The organism is Herbaspirillum sp. CAH-3 (genome assembly GCF_009668275.1).
Classification (GTDB): Bacteria; Pseudomonadota; Gammaproteobacteria; order Burkholderiales; family Burkholderiaceae_D; genus Herbaspirillum; species Herbaspirillum aquaticum.
In genome coordinates, this window is sequence record NZ_VSWE01000010.1 from 62,807 (window position 1) to 86,539 (window position 23,733).

The 23,733-nt window shown below is 57.3% G+C and carries 24 protein-coding genes and 1 pseudogene; 11 read left to right on the forward strand and 14 right to left on the reverse strand.

Annotated features, from left to right (window positions below; all coding sequences use genetic code 11):
- Positions 1–12: 12 nt before the first annotated feature.
- From FYB76_RS14165 to FYB76_RS14210, 11 genes are all read right to left on the reverse strand, one after another.
- Positions 13–1,029: a tyrosine-type recombinase/integrase gene (locus FYB76_RS14165; RefSeq protein ID WP_370516350.1), complete on the reverse strand. Its 1,017-nt coding sequence runs from the start codon at positions 1,027–1,029 to the stop codon at positions 13–15.
- A gap of 70 nt (positions 1,030–1,099) precedes the next feature.
- Positions 1,100–1,342 (reverse strand): DUF4224 domain-containing protein, encoded by a 243-nt coding sequence (locus FYB76_RS14170; RefSeq protein WP_154134052.1) that lies wholly within the window; start codon positions 1,340–1,342, stop codon positions 1,100–1,102.
- A complete protein-coding gene (locus FYB76_RS14175) occupies positions 1,339–1,737 on the reverse strand; it encodes a hypothetical protein (protein WP_370516351.1) in 399 nt (132 codons plus the stop codon). The genes FYB76_RS14170 and FYB76_RS14175 overlap by 4 nt, the downstream gene beginning before the upstream one ends.
- Positions 1,734–1,880 (reverse strand): hypothetical protein, encoded by a 147-nt coding sequence (locus FYB76_RS26650; RefSeq protein ID WP_008331387.1) that lies wholly within the window; start codon positions 1,878–1,880, stop codon positions 1,734–1,736. Before FYB76_RS26650 ends, FYB76_RS14175 begins: the two co-directional genes overlap by 4 nt.
- Positions 1,877–3,928 (reverse strand): replication endonuclease, encoded by a 2,052-nt coding sequence (locus tag FYB76_RS14180; RefSeq protein ID WP_154134053.1) that lies wholly within the window; start codon positions 3,926–3,928, stop codon positions 1,877–1,879. The genes FYB76_RS26650 and FYB76_RS14180 overlap by 4 nt, the downstream gene beginning before the upstream one ends.
- Positions 3,918–4,274 (reverse strand): hypothetical protein, encoded by a 357-nt coding sequence (locus tag FYB76_RS14185; protein WP_229296969.1) that lies wholly within the window; start codon positions 4,272–4,274, stop codon positions 3,918–3,920. Before FYB76_RS14185 ends, FYB76_RS14180 begins: the two co-directional genes overlap by 11 nt.
- A gap of 85 nt (positions 4,275–4,359) precedes the next feature.
- Positions 4,360–4,581, reverse strand: coding sequence for a hypothetical protein (locus tag FYB76_RS14190; RefSeq protein ID WP_154134054.1), 222 nt, complete (start codon positions 4,579–4,581; stop codon positions 4,360–4,362).
- Between the two features lie 105 nt (positions 4,582–4,686).
- Entirely contained in the window at positions 4,687–4,932 is a 246-nt protein-coding gene (locus FYB76_RS14195) for an ogr/Delta-like zinc finger family protein (RefSeq protein ID WP_006465440.1), read from the reverse strand.
- Entirely contained in the window at positions 4,923–5,123 is a 201-nt protein-coding gene (locus tag FYB76_RS14200; protein WP_154134055.1) for a hypothetical protein, read from the reverse strand. The genes FYB76_RS14195 and FYB76_RS14200 overlap by 10 nt, the downstream gene beginning before the upstream one ends.
- Complete coding sequence (locus FYB76_RS14205) at positions 5,116–5,358, reverse strand: hypothetical protein (protein ID WP_154134056.1); 243 nt, start codon at positions 5,356–5,358, stop codon at positions 5,116–5,118. Before FYB76_RS14205 ends, FYB76_RS14200 begins: the two co-directional genes overlap by 8 nt.
- Positions 5,359–5,373: 15 nt before the next feature.
- Positions 5,374–5,574: a hypothetical protein gene (locus tag FYB76_RS14210; protein WP_154134057.1), complete on the reverse strand. Its 201-nt coding sequence runs from the start codon at positions 5,572–5,574 to the stop codon at positions 5,374–5,376.
- Between the two features lie 86 nt (positions 5,575–5,660).
- Between FYB76_RS14210 and FYB76_RS14215 the strand changes: the two genes are divergently transcribed.
- Together FYB76_RS14215 and FYB76_RS27100 are read left to right on the forward strand one after the other, a co-directional pair.
- Positions 5,661–6,101 carry a helix-turn-helix domain-containing protein gene (locus FYB76_RS14215; RefSeq protein WP_006461602.1) on the forward strand — a complete coding sequence of 147 codons (441 nt, stop codon included), beginning with the start codon at positions 5,661–5,663 and terminating at the stop codon, positions 6,099–6,101.
- Between the two features lie 88 nt (positions 6,102–6,189).
- Positions 6,190–6,312 (forward strand): annotated as a pseudogene (locus FYB76_RS27100) (IS3 family transposase); the annotation flags it as partial.
- A 90-nt stretch (positions 6,313–6,402) separates the two neighbouring features.
- Here the strand turns inward: FYB76_RS27100 and FYB76_RS14225 are convergent.
- Both FYB76_RS14225 and FYB76_RS14230 read right to left on the reverse strand, forming a co-directional pair.
- A complete protein-coding gene (locus FYB76_RS14225; RefSeq protein ID WP_154134163.1) occupies positions 6,403–6,651 on the reverse strand; it encodes a DUF1272 domain-containing protein in 249 nt (82 codons plus the stop codon).
- A 143-nt stretch (positions 6,652–6,794) separates the two neighbouring features.
- A complete protein-coding gene (locus FYB76_RS14230) occupies positions 6,795–6,944 on the reverse strand; it encodes an Lrp/AsnC ligand binding domain-containing protein (RefSeq protein ID WP_154134164.1) in 150 nt (49 codons plus the stop codon).
- A gap of 162 nt (positions 6,945–7,106) precedes the next feature.
- Between FYB76_RS14230 and FYB76_RS14235 the strand changes: the two genes are divergently transcribed.
- Genes FYB76_RS14235 through arsH form a run of 4 tightly spaced genes read left to right on the forward strand, consistent with a single transcriptional unit; the run spans position 7,107 to position 9,894 of the window.
- On the forward strand, positions 7,107–7,442 hold the full coding sequence (locus FYB76_RS14235; protein ID WP_174616829.1) for a helix-turn-helix transcriptional regulator: 336 nt from the start codon (positions 7,107–7,109) through the stop codon (positions 7,440–7,442).
- A 12-nt stretch (positions 7,443–7,454) separates the two neighbouring features.
- A complete protein-coding gene (locus FYB76_RS14240; protein ID WP_154134058.1) occupies positions 7,455–8,735 on the forward strand; it encodes an arsenic transporter in 1,281 nt (426 codons plus the stop codon).
- Positions 8,736–8,762: 27 nt separating this feature from the next.
- Positions 8,763–9,191: an arsenate reductase (glutaredoxin) gene (arsC, locus tag FYB76_RS14245; RefSeq protein WP_154134059.1), complete on the forward strand. Its 429-nt coding sequence runs from the start codon at positions 8,763–8,765 to the stop codon at positions 9,189–9,191.
- The gene (arsH, locus tag FYB76_RS14250) at positions 9,172–9,894 is read left to right on the forward strand and encodes an arsenical resistance protein ArsH (protein ID WP_370516352.1); all 723 of its coding nucleotides are present in this window, start codon (positions 9,172–9,174) and stop codon (positions 9,892–9,894) included. The genes arsC and arsH overlap by 20 nt, the downstream gene beginning before the upstream one ends.
- A 55-nt stretch (positions 9,895–9,949) precedes the next feature.
- On the opposite strand, the gene FYB76_RS14255 is transcribed toward arsH, so the two are convergent.
- Positions 9,950–10,273, reverse strand: coding sequence for a hypothetical protein (locus tag FYB76_RS14255; RefSeq protein ID WP_077236028.1), 324 nt, complete (start codon positions 10,271–10,273; stop codon positions 9,950–9,952).
- 816 nt (positions 10,274–11,089) lie between these two features.
- Here FYB76_RS14255 and FYB76_RS14260 point away from each other — a divergent pair.
- The 5 genes from FYB76_RS14260 (at position 11,090) to FYB76_RS14280 (ending at position 23,433) form a co-directional block, all read left to right on the forward strand.
- Positions 11,090–11,467: a response regulator gene (locus FYB76_RS14260; RefSeq protein ID WP_154134060.1), complete on the forward strand. Its 378-nt coding sequence runs from the start codon at positions 11,090–11,092 to the stop codon at positions 11,465–11,467.
- 1,300 nt (positions 11,468–12,767) lie between these two features.
- Positions 12,768–13,028, forward strand: a complete 261-nt coding sequence (locus FYB76_RS14265; RefSeq protein ID WP_134040408.1) for a hypothetical protein — start codon at positions 12,768–12,770, stop codon at positions 13,026–13,028.
- 487 nt (positions 13,029–13,515) lie between these two features.
- Positions 13,516–13,713 carry a hypothetical protein gene (locus FYB76_RS14270; RefSeq protein WP_154134061.1) on the forward strand — a complete coding sequence of 66 codons (198 nt, stop codon included), beginning with the start codon at positions 13,516–13,518 and terminating at the stop codon, positions 13,711–13,713.
- A 497-nt stretch (positions 13,714–14,210) separates the two neighbouring features.
- Positions 14,211–14,516, forward strand: coding sequence for a hypothetical protein (locus FYB76_RS14275; RefSeq protein ID WP_112067915.1), 306 nt, complete (start codon positions 14,211–14,213; stop codon positions 14,514–14,516).
- Positions 14,517–14,871: 355 nt separating this feature from the next.
- On the forward strand, positions 14,872–23,433 hold the full coding sequence (locus FYB76_RS14280; protein WP_154134062.1) for a GH36-type glycosyl hydrolase domain-containing protein: 8,562 nt from the start codon (positions 14,872–14,874) through the stop codon (positions 23,431–23,433).
- Positions 23,434–23,733 lie beyond the last annotated feature (300 nt).

The following is a 23,733-nucleotide window of genomic DNA, read 5'->3' on the forward strand; positions in this document are numbered from 1 at the left end:
GGGGCGGCCTCATTATTCGGTCGGCATTACCTTGCGACCACGGCGCTTGCGGACATAGTTTTCCGTCATCACCACACTCGCGTGGCCGAGCTGCTGCTGAGCCTCGCGGATATCCTTGGTCTTGTCCGTCTTGTCGGTAGCAGCCTTCGCACGCAGGTCGCGGAACTGGAAGTCATCCCCCTCAATGCCAGCAGCATTACGTGCGGCCTCGAAGCGAAAGCGCAGCGCCGCCCGGCCCAGGGGCTGACCTTCCTCATTGACAAGCAACCTTGTTGAGACCACGACACCGGATATGCCGCGCTTTCTCGCCTTGATGCGCTCGATTAGCGCCGCGAGCTTTCCTTCGATAGCAATGCGCAGCTTGTGCCCGGTCTTGTTCTGTCGCACTTCGATGCTGCCTTCACGTAGGTGCGTTTCATCGATCTTCAGCAGGTCCGCCGGCCGGCCGCCGGTGAGATATGCCAGGTCCATTGCCTCACGCGTCGGAACGTCCGCTTTGCCCCACACGGCATGGAAGGCGTCGTCGTAGACATAGGTTTCACGGCCATACTCGCGGAACGACTTGATGCCGGCGCATGGGTTCGGAAGGTCGGTCAGCCCCTCGGCCCGCGCTGCATTCCAGATGTGCGAAATGAGCGACTTCTCACGATTGGCCGCTACTCGACCTTCGTTGCCTTCCACTGGCTCACCCTTCTTGCGCAATGCATCTTGCGTTCGCTGGACCCGCCATGACAAAAACTGTTTGATGTGGATGGGCTTGATTTCTTCAAGCGGTGCCGGCGGATTATCGAAGAATGCAAGCAGTGTCTCAATCTGCCGCAATTTCTCTTCCCTCGTTTTCGGTGCATTCTCGATCAAGTATTTTTTCTGATAAACCTCGCACGCATAACGGAACGTCACCACCTTGGACACAGTGGAAGGCGGCATCGCCTCCAGTTCGGCCCACTTCCGCACGGCCTCGACATAGTTAGAGCCGAGCGGAATCTCACGACGCGGCTTGCCGCCGGCATCGTAGTAGTAGTAAATCACGCCACTGCGCTGCTCACGCGCACGCACGCCGCGTGGAAGATTCGAATTTTTCGACGGCCTGCGCCCCATGTCATGCCCCAATCACTGCTGGTTTCCATCCTTTTTTCGGGGCCTCTGCCGTGCGGCGCGATTCTACCGCCGACAGCAGGACCACCGGCCGGCCGCGCGCATTCAAGATAAAGGGAATCCCAATTGCGCGCAGGAATGCCGCCTGCATCTCGTACTTGGTCTGCTTCACGCCGGCGCGGGTAGAACCACGCCGAATGCCTGTGAGACGCTCCAAGCTTTCATCATCAAGGAACAATTCACTCATGACTGTGGTTCCCTCTTTCCCATTTCAACACCCAGATTACCGCTGTAGTCGCCCAAGCAAAGACGTTTGGTTTCACGATTCGCGGCAGTGCGGCGTAGATCTCCCGCATCATCGCAAGTGAGGATGTCCGCCAGCGGCACTCCTCGGAATTGCCCCGCCAGCTCGTTGTCCAGCTCCACCCACGCGAATTTCTGGCCGTTGCCCAGGTGCTGGCGGATGACCGACACATAGCCGGCCAGCACGCCGTCATCGGGTGTATTGAACGTGATGCGGTCCAGGGCCTGCGGTGGCAGCATGACGAAATCACGCTGTTTCGGCTGCTTGGCGAAATACTGGGCGGCGTAGCCTTCGGCACGGTAAGACACGGTGGGATTGGTGGTTGTGATTGCGTTCACTTCTGGTTCTCCTGGATGGCCGTAACAGAACACACGCCAAAGCGATCGACGGCGGCGGCGATCACGTCGCAGCTATGGGCTGCGATGGCGGTGTAGGAATGGCGTGCGCTGGCGGTGCGCACGACGACACGAAACGCGGTCATGGGACGATCCCTTTCGTTGGGTTGGTATCAATCGGAAGTTCGGTCACATCGAGCCGGCCGGCGCGCCAGTCGGCGACCTGGCGAGGCGTGCCGTGACGTGGTGACTTGTCCGGCAGCGGCACCATGCGCGGCCAGGGGCATGCCTTGATGGCGTCCCAGGCAGCCAGGGCCCGGTGCTGTTCGTCGGCCGTCAAGGCTGGTGCTGGCCATGTCGGCATGTCGTCCACCACCGGCCGGGGCCAGGGACATGCGCCCAGGGCAAGCCAGGCATGATCGATCTGCGCGGCCTGGTCGGGCTTGAACATGAACGGTGCTGGTGATGTCTTCGGTTCGAAGGACACATCCGCCGCAAAGTCAGGCCCGGCGGGCTGCGTACAGTTATTTACACGAGTCCAAGGGAACCCCGGACCCGCCGATGCGCGGGCGTCGTGCCCTTGAACTAGCGTCCATGTATGCCGAACGGACTTGAACACCACCCCGGCCATCTGGCGACACCGGACGCCATAGGGCATCACTCGCTCGCACTCTTCATAGCGGCCAGTCACAGTCTTGGTTTCCTTCGCCAGAGTGACCATGAGATCGTCGCGCTTCACCAGCGCGCCGCCCTGCGCACGCAGGTAGCTCGCCCAGCATGCACGCTTCTCGCCCTCGACCTTTTGTACGGCATCCCAGGCCGCGGCCATGGCCGGGGGAGCCTGTTTGACCATGTCTGCCGGCACGCGGCGCAGTTCGCGCCAAACGCTCACGGGAGCTCCACCCCATTGCTGGAACTGGCGAATGCCCCAGCGGGCTGCCCAGGCTTCCACGCGGGCCGAAGGTGTCAGCTCACGATCCCCCGCCATATCGGTGGTGATGAGGTAGCCTTCTTTGGTTTTGTGGTCCGCCACGCCATCGATGTTCTTGGCCACGTACTTAGCGATATAACCGGCGGCACTACCTTTGGCCCAATCAATGCGTTTCACATCCAGGCGACGCTTGAACGCCCCTGGTTCGCCGCGATCCGCGCGCCAGGCGTATCTCTTCATGACGCGAATAGCCCTGCTGGCCACGTCCTTGACGTGGGGCGTGGTGTAGTCCGGCAGTGGGCGCACGAACACCAGCATGTGCCAGTGCGGGCAGCCATCGTGATGCGGTTCAGCAATCCGAAACCCGTACAGGCCGATGCCGCGACGGGCCAGCGCCGAGCGCGCCAGCGCAGTCATCTTGCCCAGATATCGATTGGCCGTGCGCGGGTCCGAGCCGTCATACTTCGGATTTGGCTTTCCGGTGTGCAGCGTCGCATGGAAGCGCGATGGGCACGACCATGTGAGGAATAGGCCCTGATCGTTGCACTCCTTCGCGATGGTCTCGAAACCGTTGATGCGCAGCATGAGTTCCCCACGACGTATGGTCTTATTGGCAGTCGTCTTCTCGGCCAGCTCAGCGATGCTGAATTCCTGGCCAGCCTCATTGCGCACAATGGTCGCTTCCAGTGCGGCGGCATTTCTTCTGTTCTGCGCCAGGCGAGACAATACGGCGTCATTACTGGCATAGGGCTCACCGTGATAGTGCACATAGCCCAAGCGAATATTGCCGCCCTCAAAGGCACGGCCGACCACCTTGCGCAGTTGCCTGCGCCACCAGCGCGGATCCACCACGCGCGCAATGATGGCGCGCAGGTCGTCATCATCCACTTCAGGCATATCAATGCCGTAGTCGCTGCATTCTTGTTCGATGAGGTCGCGTGCGTGGGTATCAGAAATCGCTTTCCACAAGACTTTCTTGACGTTTTCGGCGGCTTTCTCGGCCGTGGCGCAAATATCGGCATCATCCTGCGACAGATCTACTCCGGCCGGCACGTACTGCTCAGCGAACTCGCGGACGAATTGAACGGCGACCGGTTCAAAAATCTTGTTCCAGTGCCATACCGACATCAGTTCCAGGGCCTGGCTCACGACACGTCCGCGCCACTTCAGCGGAATACGTGCCAGTTCCCCGGCAAACTGCCGCGATTCCACGAAGGCCCGATGCCGACGGCGTGTTTTCGCATCGACTGTTCTAGACTGCATTGAGGGCTCTTTCATACGTCGTAATGGCACGCAGCACCGCATGGCGCATGGCCAGGCGTTCAGCTTCAGTGAAGGAGTGAATAGGGCATTCCCAGCGATCTGCTGAGAGCCCGGCCAAGGCGAGGATGTGTCGACGCACTGGCTTGGGCATCGCTGCCCAGGAATGAGCGATGCCAGTTTGCAGATCGGGCCGTCTGCGATTACGCAGCAGGGAAATGGATTTACTTAGTTCAGCCTTGGCAGCTTCATTACCCGGAGGCGTGGGCACCCATGCCGCGCGCTCGCGCAGCAGGTCCGATGCCGGACGGAATGACGCATGGTCCTTAATTCGTGCACCGCGCATCATTACCCTTTCACCAGCCCGAGCGCAGCCAGAAGAGCCGGCGCAAGCAGTAACAGCACAGCGATGCTATAAGCGATCACAGTACGCATTACCATGCTCCCATCAGGCCACCGAGGCGCTGCAAGCGCTGGACGAGGCGGGCGGAAATAACGTTCTTCCCTTGCCAGATCACATTCCACTGCAGTTCGTCTTGCAGCACGGCTTTGCGCATCAGCATGCGCTGGGCGCATTGAAATTCTTTGATATCGTCGCCCATGCGAAGCCGCAGCGAGGCGAGCGCAAGCGTTGTCTGTTGCTGATCGAGAGCCATGGTGAGGTTTCTTGAGGGTGAGCGAATCCCGCGTGCGCCAAACGGCGCACGACAGGTCTTAGTAAATTTTGGGGTTCAGCGACCGGCTAGGCGGTCAGCAACAAGTCAGGCAGTACCTGTTCCTTGGGGGGCAAGGTACGCACGGGGCGAGATGGGAAGGCTCACCTCGGGATTGGGCATGGCCGACAGGGAAACGGTACGAGAAATCTCCAGCGTGGCCACGAAGGTATGGCCGCAATCGACGTTCTGGCATCGATAGGTGATTTCCTTCATCAGCGTAGACATGGTCCGGCTTTTGGCTGCACGTACTGGGCTTTGGCAATGAGGGCACGGCAGGCTGATTACACGCATGTTGTTTTCTTTCCCTTGATGGCATAGAGTGCACGCCCCTTGCCAGTAACACGTTTGATACCTTCTCGAACAGACTGGGCCAGAACGAACTCGGCCGCTTGTTCAATCGTGTCGAAACCCTCGCGGTTCATGATGACTTCCAGGGCTTCGATTAACGCAGGATGGGTGAACGGCAATTCGATATCAGGCATTGCGAGGCACTGAAAAGTGGCTCATGAGCGCCTTGGCTTGCACGTTCTGCTCGGATAAGATCGGCATCGAATAGGATTGCGCCAGGGCGATGGCCTGATGCATCAACAGATCATGAGCCAGCGTGGCCAGATTCTCGCCCTGGTACTGCGCCAGAGCTTTCATGATGTCGTAGTTGTCGTCGTTGACGCGCACTACGATGCGGCGATGACGGATTTTGCGGGGATCGTCGTACATGGCGGTCTCCGATGCTCAAGCCCGTCCGGCTTTGACGTCGTTGTCGTAGGCGGCCATGCCGCGCAAGATCAGCAGGCGCACAAAGGACGAGCGTGTGCGCAGATCCTGGCGGGCCAGCTCAGCCAGTCGTTCTTCTTCATCAGCTTCAAGGCGGAAGGTAACGGCCACCGAAGTATCGGTATGGGGGCGGCATACGGGCTTGGAGAGAGTGGGCATATGGGATAATGGTTGTACACGTCACTTAGCAATGACGTGAATATAGCGGTCATATGACCGCAAGTCAAACAATATATTGCGGTCAAATGATGGAATTTAACGAGCGTCTAAAGTTGGAGCGTAAGCGGTTAGGTCTGAGCCAAGAGAAGTTTGCTGCCTTGGGTGGCGTTACGCGTGATACGCAAATGAACTATGAGAACGGATCGCGAAAGCCCGACTCGGCTTATCTCACTGCTATGGCAGTGGCGGGAATTGATGTGTTATTTCTCTTAACGGGAGAGTCGAGCAATGCTCCGCTAACCAAAGATGAAAGCGATTTACTTGAAGGATTTCGCAGCCTGGATATCCGAGGCAAAGCTGGCGTGCTTGGAATGATTTTTGGATTGACCTCCGGCTCTGAGTCGTCGCCGGGAGCGCGGACGCCAGCCATGAACATTAAAGGTAACGTTGGTCACCAAATTCACGGAGATGTATTTGGCACCATTAAAGGCGTCGTCATGGGGAACAAGATCGTCAAAAAGAAATAGGAGAGCCAGCCGTCTTGTATTGATCGTTTCAAAGACGCTGTATATCGAGCCAGGAGGCTTTTGAGAGTACGGATGCCGCGAGTCCTGCAACGGGAAATTCCGCGACGCACTAGTCAACAGAGAAATCTTCTACACCCGCCGAGAAGCTCTGGTCGTCATCGAGCGATGGTGTCGCCAGTACGATACCGATGGGCCGTACAGCGTAATGAGATACCGCCTGCCGACATCGCAGGCAACAATGCCGGTAATGGGAACGGTCACAGCCGTCCAGAATCTACGCAGAGCGGCTTGTCGCGTACCTTTAAGCACTCCCTCTACAACCGCCTTGCTTGAACACTCGCTCAGTCGTTGCTGGACTATTCACGAGCTTTTCCATGGGCCTTCGAGGACGTGCGACCAGTTCGCCGCCGCAATTAGGGCAACTGCCTTTCAATATGTCGATAGTGCAATTAGTACAGAAGGTGCATTCGAAGGAACAAATCCTTGCCTCAGTCGATTCTGGCGGGAGGTCTTTATCGCAGCATTCACAGCTGGGTCGTAATTCAAGCATTTTTTCTCCGTTGCGGAACAACTTTTTGGCCGAATAGAATATCTCAAGAGCGTAGACGAAGATCTGCTGGGGACTCGGATCATAGTTATCACAGACCCGATGATAAATGAGATTCAAGTTCTCGCAACGATAGCTTTCGATGGCTAACTTGCCAAAATTACTGAAGTAGTAACAGGCCCAAACTTTGCCAAGGTGTCGATAGCGGCTTCCAGCTGCGCCATCTCTTCAACCAGGATCCGAACAAGAAAGCAATCTTCTCCGGTGATGCGGTGGGCATCAATAATCTCGGGCATTGTCACGAAGGTAAACAAGCAGCGTTTGATCTCCGCGTGCGTCTTCCACAGGCCTGAGTGGCAGATTTTTGCAGCAGCGCATGTTGGTTTGGTGCGGAAAATTTTATTGCACAGGTCTATTATTTCAATAATAATTGAAATATTGAATTAATGAGGCAGGCCATGGAAACAAAATCCGTTATCGCCGCGCTTAGCGCGTTGGCCCAAGAGTCCCGTCTGGGCATCTTTCGCCATCTGGTTCAGGTCGGGCCGGACGGCTGTGCAGCGAGCAAGATTGGCGAGGCGCTTGACATCGCACCATCTTCGCTGTCCTTTCACATGAAGGAGCTGTCACACGCAGGCCTGGTGACGTCGCGGCAGGAGGGGCGTTTCGTCATCTATGCGGCCAATTACGACGTCATGAACGAGGTTCTCGGCTTTCTCACCGAGAACTGCTGCGGTGGCAATCCCTGCTCTCCAGTTAGTGCATGCTGTCCACCATCAGCTGCTGCTACTTGAGGCGGAGTAAGCATGCTGGTAGCGTTTTTCATTTTCCTGATTACATTGGTGCTGGTCATCTGGCAGCCCCGGGGTCTGGGCATCGGTTGGAGCGCTTGCGGGGGCGCAGTCGTGGCGTTGTCCTTGGGCGTAATCCATTGGGCTGATATTCCAACGGTGTGGCACATCGTCTGGAATGCTACTGCGACCTTCATTTCCATCATCATCATCAGTCTGCTGCTGGACAAGGCTGGTTTTTTTGAATGGGCGGCGCTTCATGTGGCTCGCTGGGGAAGAGGTAACGGCCAGCGCCTGTTCGTATTGTTGGTGCTGCTGGGCGCCACTGTATCGGCGATCTTTGCCAACGACGGTGCCGCACTGATCCTGACGCCCATCGTCATTGCCATGCTTCAGGCGCTGCGGTTCTCGCCGCAAGCGACCCTAGCGTTCGTCATGGCGGCGGGCTTCATCGCTGACACAGCCAGCTTGCCGTTGGTGGTATCGAACCTGGTCAACATTGTTTCGGCGGACTACTTCAAGCTCGGTTTTGCGCAGTATGCCGGCGTCATGGTCCCGGTCGACCTGGCCGCGCTAGCCGCTACGCTTTTGGCGCTCGTTGTCTTCTTCCGCAAGGACATTCCAAAGAATTACGACCTTTCGCAGCTAGAAGCCCCGGCTGCGGCAATACGTGACCAGGCCACCTTTACGGCTGGCTGGTGGGTGTTGGCGCTGCTCCTGCTGGGATTCTTCTGGCTGGAAGGCTTGGGTGTTCCCATCAGTGCGGTAGCCGCCGCCGGTGCGTTGATTCTTCTTGCGGTAGCCGCGCGGGGACATGTGATCGCGACGCGAGAGGTGATCAAGGGGGCGCCATGGCAGATCGTCTTCTTCTCCCTCGGCATGTACCTGGTGGTTTATGGCCTGCGTAACGCGGGACTGACGAATCTGCTGACACAGGTACTGAATGGTCTGGCGGAACATGGGCTCTGGACTGCAACATTAGGAACCGGCTTCCTGACGGCGATCCTGTCTTCCATCATGAATAACATGCCGACCGTGCTGGTCGGTGCACTATCCATCGACGCCACAACGGCGCATGGCGTGGTACGCGAAGCCATGGTCTACGCCAACGTGATCGGCTGCGATCTCGGGCCGAAGATCACGCCCATCGGCAGCTTGGCGACCTTGCTTTGGTTGCACGTGCTGGACCAGAAGAAACTGCATATCTCGTGGGGATACTACTTCCGTGTCGGTGCGGTACTCACGATGCCGGTGCTGCTGGTCACCCTCGCAGCGCTGGCGATCCGCCTCCAATAGAACCTGACACATCACCCAGGAAACACCATGACCACCATCTATCACAACCCTGCTTGCGGTACATCCCGTAACACTCTGGCCATGATCCGCAATAGCGGGGAAGAACCAACTGTCATTGAATATCTGCAGCATCCGCCAAGCCGGGAGCAACTGGCAAAGATGATCAGAGATGCCGGCCTGACCGTACGCGAGGCAATTCGTCAAAAGGGCACGCCCTACGCGGAGCTGGGACTGGATAAGCTGGATCTCACGGACGACCAACTGCTGGATGCAATGCTGGCGCATCCAATCCTGATCAACCGGCCTTTTGTGGTGACAACCATCGGCACTCGCTTGTGCCGCCCGTCGGAGTTGGTGCTGGATATCCTCTCCAATCCGCAGCAGGGCGCATTCACAAAGGAGGATGGTGAAGTCGTAGTGAACGCGGAGGGGCAACGTGTCGCACCGGCTCGGTGATCTGCCGAACATCGCGGCAGGCGAGTTCCAAGTCCCGGCGATTGACGGCTTTAAAGAAGTCGGCGCATCTAGCCATCGGCCGCGCTTCCTATTGCTTTACGGCTCCATCAGGGAGCGCTCATACAGCCGACTGTTGACGATGGAAGCAGCACGTCTGCTGGAGGCATTTGGCGGCGAGGCCAGGATTTTCGATCCGCGCGGCCTGCCCTTGCCCGACGGCGAGCCGGATACGCACCCGAAAGTTGTAGAGTTGCGCGACCTGGCCAACTGGTCCGAGGGGATGGTCTGGTGCTCACCCGAACGCCACGGCGCCATGACCGGCATCATGAAAGCCCAAATCGACTGGATTCCGTTGTCGCAAGGGGCGATTCGCCCCACTCAGGGAAAGACTCTCGCCGTCATGGAAGTGTCGGGCGGCTCGCAGTCTTTCAATGCGGTTAATCAGATGCGAGTGCTTGGCCGCTGGATGCGGATGCTGACGATTCCAAACCAGTCGTCGGTCGCCAAGGCATACCAAGAATTCGATGATGCCGGCAGGATGAAGGCTTCGCCCTACTATGAGCGGGTCGTCGATGTAATGGAGGAACTTTTCAAGTTCACCCTGCTGACCAGGGATATCTCACCTTATCTGACCGATCGCTATAGCGAACGGAGGGAAGCTGCGGTAGCTTTGGAAAAGCGTATGAACCAAGACAAATTTTAGCTGGCGTTTCACCATTGCAGAATGCCTACTCTTGGCTGGGAGAAGATATTCCATCCTATTCGTAAGTCTTCCCCATTAACAGGATATCGGCAACCTTACGCCAGGGATTTATTGAAACTTCATAGAAATGGGGACCATTTCTTGAATTCTCCACCCAACGAACGGAGGCATTTAGAAATGCACCGATATTGCCGTTCTTCCAGCCCAATACACCGGAAGAGTATGGTGATGGAAGTAAAGCCGCGTGTAATTCAGTTTCTGCGAACCAGTCTGCGGAGAGTACATTCAGAAAATTGATGAAACTCACTTCATCCACCACAGCATCTCGTGCAGACTCAAGTTGTCTCTCCATTTCTTGTTTGATGTATTTCGCGCTCATCTAATATCCTCGTCACATAGCCCGCTTTTGGGCGATAAGCCGTAGCCTCCGATGCCAAGCCGCTATGGGTAATCCAAGGCGGATTCCCCCATGTCCTATTTTCTAGCTGACTGGCCGTTTTTTGACTACCAAACGATGCCTGGAGGTAGATATCGTTTGCTTATAGTTGTTGTCCAGGACCAGGCTAGCGGCCTGCTGCTTGAACTCCGGTGAAAACGTTCGTCTTTGTCTTGTCATCAAACACCTCTCCATGGCGAGCATTCTCGCCTAAATTGGTGTCTGGGTTAATTAAACCAATACACACATAACGATCACGACCAAGGAGTGCGTCCAGGAAAACGCAGCGGGCGAGAATGAAGAACACTCGAACAAGGGGCAATTGAGCGCGGTCACCAGATGCTAATGTGGCGGGAAAAGTCGCAGCCGGTTATGAGCTGTCAGAGCCGTCGCAATCGAGAATCGCCCAGGCTAGTGAGTCGGACATACGCCGATAGCCGAAGCCCGGGAGCTCTTACGCTGCCGCGATGAATTACTACGTGTGGCTCCGATCCTTTTCAGGTTGTAGCAACTGATAATCCTCTAGACCTGCGAAAGCGCGACTACTTCTGCGCACGCCTTTAACGGGACATCATTTCTAGGTTATTGCTATTTGATGCGCTCCCCACAGAGCTTCATCCATTAATCCTACGTGTCTGTCGGAGATAGATTCTCCGTTTTAGCGAATTGCCTGATGTTCATAAGGCAGATTTTTTCTCATACTATTTATAGCCCTCTGATATCCGACTCTGGACCCATGGCCACTATTTGGGAGGGGGCATGGACGGATTGTTTCGAGGGCGCACAATATTACTTGTCGAGGACAATGTCGATGTTCGGACCATCTTTTCAGAGGTGTTTAAAAATGAGGGTTACCGCGTTCTGGAAGCTACAAACGGTCGAGAAGCCTATGACCTAATGATGGGGTCTGATGATTCTGTGAACGTTGTTTTGACAGATTTGCGAATGCCGATCATGGATGGGTTAGAGCTGGCGACCTTACTCAAAAATAACCAGCGATTTTCTTCCATTCCGATTGTTCTCCTGAGTGCGACCCCTTTGAAAAACTCTTGGAGAGCATTGAAGGTTTTTGACGCGTTGCTTGTAAAACCCTGCCTCTTCGATGAAGTGGTCTCGACCGTTAAAGCTGTTCAGTAGAAGGGATTCTATATAGCTCACTTTTAGTTTCTGTTATCGTTGCGTAGGTCCTCGGGTGCTTCACGCGATGGGCCCGACCGTAAAAAATCGAAGATCGGCCCTAAAAATTACGCGAGATCACTTCGTCTTAGCTTCGTTTCTTCTCTTGCATCTTCGACGAGCCGTCTAATAACAACCCTCCTTCGTAAAATTTCTGCGTGAACCGTTGAGCTCATCGGCATAGTTGTTGTTAGCTCTTTGAGGCTGGCAGTGCTTTCGTTAAATCGCTTCTTCATTAGATCTCCTATTGAGAGGTGCCATTTGAACACGATTTCTGCGCCCTTTACTGCGTCGGGAAAATAATTGGACAGGAGCATGTCTCGACGCTATCACTATGACCCCACCGATAGAAAAATAAATGAGGTGCATTTCCGTTTTAGAGAAGTAATGGGAGTAAGGTCTGTGCATCCCTTTGCGAATCAAGGCCAGGTAAAAAGCTCGCTTGATTCGTTTTCCCCATCCCGACTCTGCCGCCTCTTCAGTTCATTGAGTCCCTCCGTTGAGATGCTTTGCTATCTTTCCAATTGGAGAATCATATGAACAAGATGAATCGCTTTCGAATGACGGAGCCGGTTCCCGATTACCAAAATTTTCTGGTTGCGGGAAGTGCCCTCTACGTAGACTATTCGGGGCAGCTTGCGGATATCGAATGCATTCAGCAAGTTCTTGAGGACCTCGCACGTAGTCGTGGAAAGACAAACGACCTTTGTAACCCAAGGCCTCCCATTTCGTCTGAGGACTAGAGCGCGAAAGTGCGCATATACATCGTCCGCAAACCGGTTTTAGTATTCCGAATTTGGTGCCGCCACCTTGCTTGGGGCCAGAAGTTTGGCTCTCGCCAAAACTTTCTTGAAGTTGAGCGAAGGCATCGAGCGTCTTATTTCATTCACCTGTTCCTGCCTGGAGGAAGAAATGCGAAATTACTCTAATGGCCGCTTTAACAGCGACGAAATTGTGGAAGCAATAGATAAGCATCAACGAGAACACGGCGACTGTTATTTTGAAAATAACGAGATCAAAGACTCCACAACTCTTAGTGCAAAGGCGCAGAGCTTTCGTGAAAAGAAGTTAGGGTGGCCGATGAGTCCGAACAGCTTTCGACGGGTCACGTCGGTAAAGATTAAAAAATAGCTGAGAAATTGAAATGAAATCTCGGATTGTGACGCCTATTTTTGGGTGCCGCCGAACCGATGGGCAGCCCATGCGGAGGATCTTCCCAGACCTGAAACTCTTATACATAGACAATACACAAAGGACGAATATGTCAGATACCAAACTACCTGTGGATCAAAGAAACGAAGGCCGAGAACATTTGTCGCCACGCGGACATCCGCAGCAGCATCAAGGGCATAAACCGAACCAAGAGCAAGTAGGGGGGGGCGAGGATCGCATTCGTAAACCGGCTAGCGATGTCGAACGTAATGGCTCCCAATCTCAGCAGCAAGAAGCCGCTAAAGGGCTATATGAAAAGCCTAATAAAGACCACCTTACATTGGTGAAAAAAACAGTTTCCCGCGACTGATCTCGCAACGGCTGGCTGTGAAGCATCCGTGGACTAAGTAAAGGTTAGGTATGGGGAAAAATTGATCGATGCCGAATATCGGCTTGCGAACTTCCAGGGCGAATTCGAATAAAAATACTATCCCAGGTAGCCGACCAAGTCGCCAGAAATGCCACCCTAACTCAGGATTCTTATGTCCATTTTTCAAAATGTAGACAGCTCCGGAAACTTTTCCTACGAGCTCAGATATTCGCACCACTCAGATGGGTGGCAAATGAATAGCATTTCGATTCAACGACGCGATCATCAGATTTTTTCAAAGAAGAATCTCGCAGGAGTTTACCGCGCGGAAGCGGTATTGCTTGAGCAGGGCGTCAACATGTGCGAAGCGGTAATTACACGTTTTAATCTGAAGCCGATTTTGCATGCATAGTAGTTGTACGCGCCTTTGTAACCTTTGATGGTATTGCCTGAGTCCAGTGCGATATCCCTATGAGTAGGAGAAGTTATGAGCAAGGTAAACCGGTGGCGTGAGTTTTCTTTCATAAAGACTGTTTCCTCACCAGAAAAAGGTATTGAGGCGAACTTGTCGACGAGAAATGATGAGAAATTGGCTGCCAGCCAAATCTTCGGAGCCGACGCTGTTCGAGATCAACAAGCAATCTTAGCAGCTGAGTCGGAAGGACTAGCGATTCAAGAGGACTAGATCTCGTCCGTTATCGGTCGGACAGAGAGCCTCAATTGTTGCCCTTGTCTTTCACGTCATTTTTCATTCATTAATATGGATGGACAGCATTTTAATTGAATGATTTTCGCGATCAAATATCGCGACAACGGACATCGCGGCCTGTTCCATTGAATCCTTAACCTGACCGCGATACGAAGGAATGATCGTGTCAAACTTCAATAAGACCCAAGGCTCTCATCGACTGGAGCAGCAAGGATTTACTCCCCACAAGGAGAAGACGTCGAGATCTAACGATGGTCGCTATTCTTCACGCGATGGTGAGAAGAGAAAGCAAGAGCAAGCTGATCAGCAAAGTGACGCTGGCCCACGCCGCTATGAAGGGGGTGACATCTATCGAAGGAACTACATGAGAGAGACCGAGAAGGCTGATCGCTCGCGGTAATGTTGTATGTGGGCAGGCAGTCCAATTTATTAAAGGGGCCGCAGTTGCGGCCTTTTTAAATGAGGAGATTGACATGCGATTTCATTTCGAAGATAGAGGCCATGAGGCTGGCTTCGTATGGCTGCGGATTGGGAAGATCGAGGTTATTGAAGTAACTAGTGGTTTAGGAAGCAGCCGCACACGAACAGAGTTTCAAATTCGAAACGCACCTATCAATCTAGAAGGTCAGATTATCGTCTGTCGAAAAGCAATAGCTCAATTTATTCGTGAATCTACGGGCTCAAAGGAAATGTCGATTTCAATTTTCGATGAATCGATTGAACCGTGGAAAGGACAATTGTTTGCGATAACCCCGCTGGATGATCATCTCGATGTGTAAGTGAATCGCTGATCCAGGCCCTTTCCTGACGCACACGCCAGCAATTTTTGTTGAATGGTTGTGCACCTTGCCCGTGATAACGGGCCGATATCCCAATAGTAGGAGTTTCCCATGGCAGAAAAAGAGCAAAAGCGCGGCAACCGAGAGCCGAAAAAACCTAAGAAAAAACCAGTGCCAGCAGTCCCGGTGCAGCGCGCTCATCAAGGACTGTAGTGAAAACGGTTCTTAATCATAAAAATCCTGACAACCGCTGGGCCACATCGCCTAGCCTTTGCCCCCGGGGCTATACGGCCTAGCTTCTTCACGGCGGGTTTATCGCGGGGCGTCTCTCCCCGCGGTGCCCTGAAAGGTCAACATGCGTCGATTTTTTCAATTTGCGTCCCAACGCTCCGCCCCAGATCCGTGGGCCGATACCGCACCTGTGCGCGAGGAACTGTTCGGCATCGAGCGCCTAGAGCAGCATGCGCGCAGCCTCGCGACGGCTCAGTTAGTTAGCATCCATCCACCTCGGGTTCGGTCGTTGCACAATCGGTTGCGCGAAAACGCCGTTGATCTGCTGCTGGCCTATCGCGCAGGTGCCGCAGAAGTGGCTGCTGGACGCCGTGTAGTCCCGGCCGCTGAATGGCTGCTGGATAACTATCACGTTGTTGAAGCGCAGGTGCGCGAGATTCGCACTGACCTACCGCCCGGCTACTATAGGCAGTTGCCCAAGCTGGCAGATGGTCCGTTGGCGGGCTATCCACGCGTCTTCGGAATTGCGTGGGCATTCGTCGCCCACACCGACAGCCACTTCGATCCTGCCGTCCTCCGCCGCTTTATTGCAGCCTACCAGGAGGTCCAACCACTGGACATCAGCGAACTATGGGCTGTGGCGATCACCCTACGTATCGTGCTGGTGGAGAACTTGCGCCGATTGGCCGATCAGATCACTGTCGGACGCGCGGCGCGCGCCGATGCCCAAAGGCTCGCCGACCGCTTGCTGGAACCGGGCGCAGCCTATGCCGCGTTGAACCAGGATATCGCCACGCGCGCGAGCAGCCCTGTGTCCGAACTTTTCGCGGCACAGCTCGCCAAGCGTCTGCGCGACCAGGACCCGCGCGTCACGCCTGCCCTACAGTGGCTGGATGAGCGTCTGCGTGACCAGGGCACGGATGCTGACCAGGCTATCCTGCATGCACAGCAGCGTCAGGGTGCCTCCAACGTCTCGGTGCGCAACGTCATCACCAGCATGCGCCTGATGTCTGATATCGACTGGGCAGATATGTTCGAGAGCACTAGCTTAGTGGACACGCGTCTGCGCGCTAGCAGCACCTTCGCGGAGATGGATTTCCCCACACGCAATCGCTACCGTACGGCGATCGAGCAACTGGCTCGGGGATCACCGTTATCCGAACTCGCTATTGTTGAGCGAGCGTTGGCGCTGGCGCAGGCGGCTTCGCCGAAGTCGCCCGAGCTTCTCGTCCAGAACTCCAGCAGGATAGATCCCGGTCATTACCTGATCGCCGAGGGACGCAGCGAATTAGAGCATGCCATCGGATTCCGGCCGCCACTGGTTCTTCGCATCGACCGTTTTAGCGTCCGCGTGGGGCTTGGCGGATACGTGACCGCCATCCTCGCGCTTGCGGCCATGCTGCTGGGTCTCGCGTTCTGGGCCATGTTTGGCATCGGCAGCTTGACGATAGCTCCCACAGGGCTGCTGGCGGTGCTCGCGATGGCCGCATTCATTCCCGCGACCGAGGTAGCCACAGCGCTGGTCCAGCGCGCAATTGCGTCCCGCGCTGGCGCAGTGACGCTCCCGGCTTTGGCGCTGGCCGACGGGGTTCCAACCCATTTGCGCACACTAGTTGTCGTGCCCACGCTGCTCTCCGGCGAGGCGGAACTGCGCCGGCATATCGAGAGCCTTGAAGTTCACCATCTGTCTGGTGCCGGTGGTGACCTATCTTTTGCTCTGCTATCGGACGGCCTTGATGCAGATTCGGAAGTGCTAGACGGCGACGCCTACCTGATCGGCATTGCGCAGGATGCCATCGACGCACTTAACCAACGGTATGGACCAGCACCAGGTGGTAAGCGCTTTTACCTGTTGCACCGGCAGCGCCGATTCAACGCAAGCGAAAACCGATGGATGGGATGGGAGCGTAAGCGTGGAAAGCTCCATGAACTCAATCGATTATTGCGCGGCGCAACTGACACCAGTTTTATGTCGCTGGGTGGTGCTGCCGACAAAGCTCATCAACCCGAGATCCTTGCCAGAGTGCGCTACGTCATCACGTTGGACGCCGACACCCGACTGCCCCGTGACGCAGCGCTGCGCCTGATCGGCAAGATGGCTCACCCCTTGAACTGTGTGCGCTGGAACAATGCTGAACAGCGTGTAGTGGGCGGTTACGCCATCTTGCAACCACGCGTGACACCAACACTGCCATTGGGCCGCGAGGGATCGTTCTATCAGCGCATTTCGGCCGGTTCGGGTGGCATGGACCCCTACGCGTCCGCCGTGTCTGACGTTTACCAGGACCTTTTCGGTGAGGGATCCTACACCGGTAAAGGCATCTACGACGTCGATGCCTTCGAGGCAGCGCTTGCTGGTCGTATTCCTGAGAACACGATGCTTAGCCACGACCTGTTCGAAGGCGTGTTCGCTCGCGCGGGGCTTGCCTCGGACGTCGAAGTGGTCGAAGAATTCCCTGCCCGCTACGACGTCGCTGCCAGGCGCCAACACCGCTGGACGCGCGGCGACTGGCAACTCCTGCCCTGGATACTCGGGCGACGCCATTCAGGTGCGACCCTACCGCCAGTGGGCCGCTGGAAAATGATCGACAACTTGCGGCGCTCCCTGCTGGCGCCCACGAGCCTACTGGCTCTAGCGCTGTGCGCTTGGTTGCCCTGGCCTCAATCATTACAAGCCATGGGGATGCTGGTACTGGCACTGGCAGTGCCGTTCTTTCTGCCCCACATCTCCGGACTAGCGCCAACGCGCGCGGGCATCGGGCTGGGTAGCCAACTACGCCGGTTGGCCAGCGATCTTCGGTTAGCCGTAATGCAGACACTCTGGACGCTAGCTCTGCTTCCGGATCAGACCTGGCGCACGATGGATGCTATTACGCGTACCCTGATCAGACTCTACGCGACGCATCGGCATCTGCTGGAATGGACAACCGCAGCCCAGTCCGCCGCTCGCCCGCGCCCCGGTATAACTGGCTTCTATGGCCAGATGGCCGGTGGCGTGCTGTTGGCCCTAGTATTCGCCATGGGCGTTAGCGTGTTCTTTCCTGCAGCATGCGCAATTGCGTTGCCGCTGTCGGCGCTCTGGGTCGCAGCGCCGGTCTTGGCCTGGCGCGTCAGCCGCCGTCCGCCGATCGTGACACCCGGTGCGCCCGAACTCACAGATACCTTGGCCCTGCGGCTTACTGCACGTCGCACTTGGCGTTTTTTCGAAACTTTCGTGACGCCGGCTGAGCACATGCTTCCACCGGACAATTTTCAGGAAGATCCGAAGCCAGTGATCGCTCACCGCACCTCGCCTACCAACATAGGCTTGTACTTGCTGTCGACGGTGGCGGCCCGCGATTTTGGCTGGGCTGGTGCCCTGCAGACTTGCGAGCGCCTGGAAGCGGCTTTCGTCAGCTTGCAGACATTGGAAAGGTTCCGAGGCCATTTCTACAACTGGTATGACACGCGCACGAACCAGGTGCTTGCACCGGCCTATGTGTCGTCTGTGGACAGCGGTAACCTCGCCGGCCACTTGATCGTACTGGCTAATGCCTGCGAAGAATGGATGGGTGCGTCGCTGTCGACGGATTGGACGGAGGGTGCGAGCGACGCACTCGCGCTAGCCCGGGAGTCGGCGTCTGCTAAACCTTCGACCCAAGGGGCACAGGGACAGCGACTGCTGAGCGTTCTTGCCGAGATCGAGGCAGGGTTCCACGATCCTGCCAGCATGCCACTTCCGGTATTTCAGCGCCTGGCCGATAAGGCGGCAGAAGAAGCGCAGGCGCTGGTCCCAGCAATACAAGCGGAAGGTGACGACCTGCTATTCTGGACCAATGCGCTGCAAGGGCGGATCGAGCAACAGGCACGCGACGCTAAGTCATTCGGCGTCGCGGCGAATGCTATCGATGCCCGCTGGCAGGCGTTGGCGCAACAGGCGCGTGCGCTAGCGCTAGGGATGGACTTCGCCTTTTTGTTGGATCCTGAACGCAAACTGCTTTCCATAGGTTATGCCGCAGTGGAGAACGTGCTCGATCCCAACTGCTACGACTTACTAGCCTCTGAGGCGCGACTAGCCAGCCTCTTCTCAATCGCCAAGGGCGACGTATCCACGCGCCACTGGTTCCGCTTGGATCGGACAGCCATCCCCGTAGGACGTGGATCGGCCCTGGTATCTTGGTCAGGGTCGATGTTCGAGTATCTGATGCCCTCGCTGGTGATGCGCGCACCGGCAGGTAGCCTACTGGAGCAGACCAATCGCCTGATCGTGCAGCACCAGATGGCCTACGGTCGGCGGATGAGCGTGCCGTGGGGCATCTCCGAGTCGGCGTACAACGCTCGCGACCTGGAATTCACTTACCAGTACTCCAACTTTGGCGTGCCAGGCCTGGGCCTAAAACGGGGGCTGGCTCAGGATCTGGTGATCGCGCCTTACGCGACCGGTCTCGCTACCATGGTCGATGCACCGCTCGCACAACGCAACTTTGAGTACCTGCAGACGCTTGGTGCGCTCGGGCGCTATGGCTTTTACGAGGCGCTGGACTTCACCCGTGCCCGCCTGCCCGGCGGGTCGCAGGTCGCCATCGTACGCAGCTTTATGGCGCATCACCAGGGCATGACACTTGTCGCAATCGCCAATACGCTCCAGGGCGCTCGCATGCGGGAACGCTTCCATCGTGAACCGATGATCCAGGCCTGCGAATTGCTGTTGCACGAGCGTATGCCGCGCCTCGTCTCTGTGGCGCGTGCGCGCGCTGAAGAGGTGCTGTCTGGCGCAACCAATCCACATGGTGACTTACATGCGGTACGGCACATAGACCCGTCTGTTACGGCGGCCCCTGCTACGCACCTGCTGTCCAACGGGCGTTATGCCGTCATGCTCACCGCAGCGGGTGCTGGCTACAGCCGCTGGCGTGAGTTGGCTGTGACGCGCTGGCGCGAAGACGCGACCCGCGACGACTGGGGCGCCTACGTCTATCTACGTGACACGGATACCGGTCAGATATGGTCCGCTGCGGCGCAGCCGCTGGCCATGTCACCCGACAGCTACGAGGTAGTCTTCGCCGAGGATCACGCCGCCTTTACGCGGCACGACGGCAGCCTGACGACCACAATGGAGGTGCTGGTGTCCGCCGAAGTTGACGGCGAGGTACGCCGCGTCACAGTCGTCAATACAGGCCGCAAGACTCGTGAAATCGAACTCACCTCTTACTCTGAGGTGGTGTTGGCGTCGCCCGCGGGTGATGATGCCCATCCGGCCTTCTCCAAGATGTTCGTGCAGACTGAATATCTCCCAGAGTTCGGTGCCCTAATCGCTACGCGACGCCCTCGCGGGCCGCACGAGCAGCGGATCTGGGCCGCACACTTCGCCGTGGTCGAAGGCATCGTCACGGCACCCGTGCAGTACGAATCCGACCGGGCACGGTTCCTGGGCCGAGGTCGTACATCCGCCACGGCGCAAGCCATGGCGGACGGAGCCATGCTGTCTGGTACGGCCGGTACGGTACTCGATCCGGTTTTCTCGGTGCGACACCGCGTGCGTATCGCGCCCGGTCGTATGGCGCGCCTGGCCTTCTGGACGCTGGTGGCGCCTACTCGCGAAGCGCTACTGGAATTGGTGGACCAGCACCATGACCGTAGCGCCTTCGAGCGTGCTCGGACCTTGGCCTGGACCCAGGCCCAGGTACAGTTGCGACACATCGGCGTCGAAGCCGACGAAGCCGCAGACTTCCAGCGGCTGGCGGCACCTATCCTCTATGCGGATACACGCTTCCGCCCACCGGCCGAGGAGATCGCTCGTGGTGCAGGCCCGCAGTCGGGCTTGTGGCGGCACTCGGTCTCCGGCGACTTGCCAATCGTGGTGTTGCGAATCGATGACATCGAGGATATTGCTCAGGTGCGCCAACTACTTCGTGCGCACGAGTACTGGCGAATGAAGGGGCTGAGCGTCGATCTGGTGATCGTTAATGAGCGAGCTTCCTCTTATGTGCAGGATCTGCAGTCCGCTATCGAAACGGCCGTGCGCCGGAGCCAGTCGCCCCTTCGACCACACGACGAGACGATAGCCCAGGGGGTGGTCCATACACTGCGCGCAGATCTGATGGATGTGTCAGCCCGGGCCTTACTGCATTCAGCAGCTCGCGTGCTGCTGCTAGCGCGTCGGGGCGACATCGCTCGGCAAATCGGTCTCCTGCCGGAGACGGTGCACTACGCGAGTGCGGCGCTCGAATTAGCTACCTATACCCAATCTTCCAACCTGACGAGGCAGGGGCAGAGCACAGACACGGCGCGGCTGGAGTTCTTCAACGGACTCGGTGGCTTCGATCAGGACGGTCGCGAATACGTCACCGTACTCACCGACGGACAGACCACCCCCGCCCCCTGGATCAACGTCATCGCCAACCCTGCCTTCGGCTTCCAGGTCTCGGCCGATGGCAGCGCAAGTACTTGGGCTGGTAACAGCCGTGAGAATCAACTTACCCCATGGTCCAACGATCCAGTGATCGATCCGACCGGCGAGGCGTTCTTCGTACGAGACGAGTCGAGCGGCGAGCTCTGGAGCCCTACAGCGCAGCCAATCCGCGACGGCGGTACCTACGTTGCACGCCACGGTCATGGCTATAGCCGCTTCACGCACGAGGCGCACGGTATCGCGCTTGAACTGCTGCAGTTCGTGCCACTGGACGACCCAATTAAGGTGTCGCGCCTCACCTTACACAATCTCAGCCCACAGACGCGGCGCCTATCCGTCACGGCCTATGCAGAATGGGTGTTGGGCGCCTCGCGTGCGGTTTGCGCACCCTTCATCCTTACCGAGATCGATGCAGCCAGCGGCGTGCTGCTGGCGCGCAATCCCTGGAGCACAGCCTTTCCGGGTAGAGTCGCTTTCGCCGATCTCGGGGGCCGGCAGACCGCTTGGACCGCTGACCGTAAGGAATTCCTTGGCCATCGCGGCAGTCTGGCGGCACCCGCTGCATTGCAGAGCCAGGCGTCCCTATCCGGTACGGTGGGTGCGGGCCTGGATCCCTGCGCTGTGCTGCAGTGCAGCCTAGTGTTGCGGCCCGGCGAGTCGGTAGACATCATCGCTCTACTCGGGCAATGCGGCAGCGCGCAGGAAAGTTTGGAACTAGCGGCGCGCTGGCGTGAGACTGATCTGGAGGCCGAACTGCAGCGGGTGCGTGACCATTGGGAAGGGCTGCTCGGTGCCGTGCAAGTGCGCACGCCAGACCGCGCGATGGACATCCTGCTCAACGGTTGGCTTCTCTACCAGACGCTGGCCTGCCGCATCTGGGCCCGCTCGGCGTTCTATCAGGCCAGCGGTGCCTACGGCTTTCGAGACCAACTGCAGGATGGCATGGCGCTCACATTCGCGCGGCCTGAAGAAACGCGTCAACACTTGCTGCGCGCTGCAGGCCGTCAGTTCCTCGAAGGTGACGTGCAACATTGGTGGCTGCCGCATTCGGGCCAAGGCGTGCGCACGCGAATCTCGGACGACCGCATCTGGTTGGCTTTCGCCGCGGCCAGCTATGTGATCGTCTCGGGCGATACAGCGGTACTTGACGAATCCATCGCCTTCCTGGAAGGCCCCGCGCTGCAGGTAGGCGAACATGATGCCTTTTTCCAGCCGATGCCTGCAGGCATCTCTACAACGCTGTTTGAGCACTGCGCGCGCGCATTGGACCAGAGTATCGACCTCACTGGCGAATTAGGGCTGCCGCTGATGGGGACCGGCGATTGGAACGATGGCATGAATCGTGTGGGCCAGGAAGGCCGGGGGCAGAGCGTTTGGCTCGGCTGGCTGCAGGTACGCACACTGATCCTATTCGCTCCTCTGGCAGAGGAACGCGACCCCACTCGTGCCGCGCGCTGGCGGAGCCATGTCCAGTCTGTGACGGCCTCGCTGGAGCGCGAGGCCTGGGACGGCGCCTGGTATCGGCGCGCCATATTCGACGATGGCACGTGGCTGGGCAGCCGCCACAGCGAGGAATGCCGCATCGATTCGATCGCCCAATCCTGGGCCGTACTGTCAGGAGTCGCCGATCCTGGCCACGCACAGATGGCGATGGACTCGCTGCGCTCGCACCTGGTGCTGCCAGAGGCGGGGCTGGCGTTGCTCTTTACCCCACCTTTTGACCACACACAGAGCGACCCTGGCTACATCTTGGGTTACCCGCCGGGCTTACGTGAGAATGGAGGTCAATACAGCCACGCGGCCATGTGGGCCATCCTAGCGTTCACGCAGTTACGCGGCGACCCGCAGGCGGGCGAGCACGCCCATGCCCTGTTCGCTCTGGTCAATCCTATCAACCATGCTCGGACACCTGCTCAGACGGCGCGCTACCGCGTGGAACCGTACGTGGTGGCTGCGGATGTGTATTCGGTATCGCCGCACGAGGGCCGGGGCGGCTGGACCTGGTACACCGGTGCCGCCGGCTGGATGCACCGTGCGGGTATGGAGGGGATTCTAGGCATTCGCCGCGAAGGCGAGGTGTTAATCCTCGATCCGTGTATTCCAGCCGGATGGCCTGGCTTTGAGGCAAAAATCGTCTTGGGTGCGGCACGCTACATCATCCAGGTCGAATCGCCGGGGATGCGCTGCGCCGGTATCTCGGCAGCTGAACTGGACGGCATGCCACTCACCTGCGATGGTGGCGCATTGCGAGTGCCCGTCACACCGGGTGAGCACCGGCTGGTGGCTACGGTGTGAAGGTATGCTTGTCCCACTGACCCGGCAATGAAAGCCAGCAGAAAGCGGCTTCGACTTGTTCTTCACCGCCTTCGGGTGTCCATGTATTTTTTCTCTGACGAGTAATGGACCAGCCTCTCAAATGCGACAAACTCGTCGATGCTGGCGCAGGCCAGATCTGTGGCTCACCAGGTCATCGCAGCCCGTACACGCGGGGAAAGTTATTAAAAAAATAACTTTAAAACGTATGGGAGTCGGCGCGCGCAGTTGCCCCCACCCCGCGCCTGCCCGCTACATAGGTCGGTTTTGACTCAAATTTGC

Bases quoted from the DNA above. Each gene is read 5' to 3' on its own strand.
- FYB76_RS14200 (WP_154134055.1), bottom strand. From the start codon at position 5,123: ATGCCTGATATCGAATTGCCGTTCACCCATCCTGCGTTAATCGAAGCC.
- FYB76_RS14260 (WP_154134060.1), top strand. From the start codon at position 11,090: ATGGACGGATTGTTTCGAGGGCGCACAATATTACTTGTCGAGGACAAT.
- FYB76_RS14185 (WP_229296969.1), bottom strand. From the start codon at position 4,274: ATGATGCGCGGTGCACGAATTAAGGACCATGCGTCATTCCGTCCGGCA.
- arsC (WP_154134059.1), top strand. From the start codon at position 8,763: ATGACCACCATCTATCACAACCCTGCTTGCGGTACATCCCGTAACACT.
- FYB76_RS14275 (WP_112067915.1), top strand. From the start codon at position 14,211: ATGCGATTTCATTTCGAAGATAGAGGCCATGAGGCTGGCTTCGTATGG.
- FYB76_RS14210 (WP_154134057.1), bottom strand. From the start codon at position 5,574: ATGCCCACTCTCTCCAAGCCCGTATGCCGCCCCCATACCGATACTTCG.
- FYB76_RS14170 (WP_154134052.1), bottom strand. From the start codon at position 1,342: ATGAGTGAATTGTTCCTTGATGATGAAAGCTTGGAGCGTCTCACAGGC.
- FYB76_RS14280 (WP_154134062.1), top strand. From the start codon at position 14,872: ATGCGTCGATTTTTTCAATTTGCGTCCCAACGCTCCGCCCCAGATCCG.
- FYB76_RS14270 (WP_154134061.1), top strand. From the start codon at position 13,516: ATGAGCAAGGTAAACCGGTGGCGTGAGTTTTCTTTCATAAAGACTGTT.
- FYB76_RS14215 (WP_006461602.1), top strand. From the start codon at position 5,661: ATGATGGAATTTAACGAGCGTCTAAAGTTGGAGCGTAAGCGGTTAGGT.
- FYB76_RS14265 (WP_134040408.1), top strand. From the start codon at position 12,768: ATGTCAGATACCAAACTACCTGTGGATCAAAGAAACGAAGGCCGAGAA.
- FYB76_RS14235 (WP_174616829.1), top strand. From the start codon at position 7,107: ATGGAAACAAAATCCGTTATCGCCGCGCTTAGCGCGTTGGCCCAAGAG.
- FYB76_RS14205 (WP_154134056.1), bottom strand. From the start codon at position 5,358: ATGTACGACGATCCCCGCAAAATCCGTCATCGCCGCATCGTAGTGCGC.
- FYB76_RS26650 (WP_008331387.1), bottom strand. From the start codon at position 1,880: ATGACCGCGTTTCGTGTCGTCGTGCGCACCGCCAGCGCACGCCATTCC.
- FYB76_RS14255 (WP_077236028.1), bottom strand. From the start codon at position 10,273: ATGAGCGCGAAATACATCAAACAAGAAATGGAGAGACAACTTGAGTCT.
- FYB76_RS14240 (WP_154134058.1), top strand. From the start codon at position 7,455: ATGCTGGTAGCGTTTTTCATTTTCCTGATTACATTGGTGCTGGTCATC.
- FYB76_RS14195 (WP_006465440.1), bottom strand. From the start codon at position 4,932: ATGCGTGTAATCAGCCTGCCGTGCCCTCATTGCCAAAGCCCAGTACGT.
- FYB76_RS14180 (WP_154134053.1), bottom strand. From the start codon at position 3,928: ATGCAGTCTAGAACAGTCGATGCGAAAACACGCCGTCGGCATCGGGCC.
- FYB76_RS14225 (WP_154134163.1), bottom strand. From the start codon at position 6,651: ATGCTTGAATTACGACCCAGCTGTGAATGCTGCGATAAAGACCTCCCG.
- FYB76_RS14190 (WP_154134054.1), bottom strand. From the start codon at position 4,581: ATGGCTCTCGATCAGCAACAGACAACGCTTGCGCTCGCCTCGCTGCGG.
- FYB76_RS14230 (WP_154134164.1), bottom strand. From the start codon at position 6,944: ATGCCCGAGATTATTGATGCCCACCGCATCACCGGAGAAGATTGCTTT.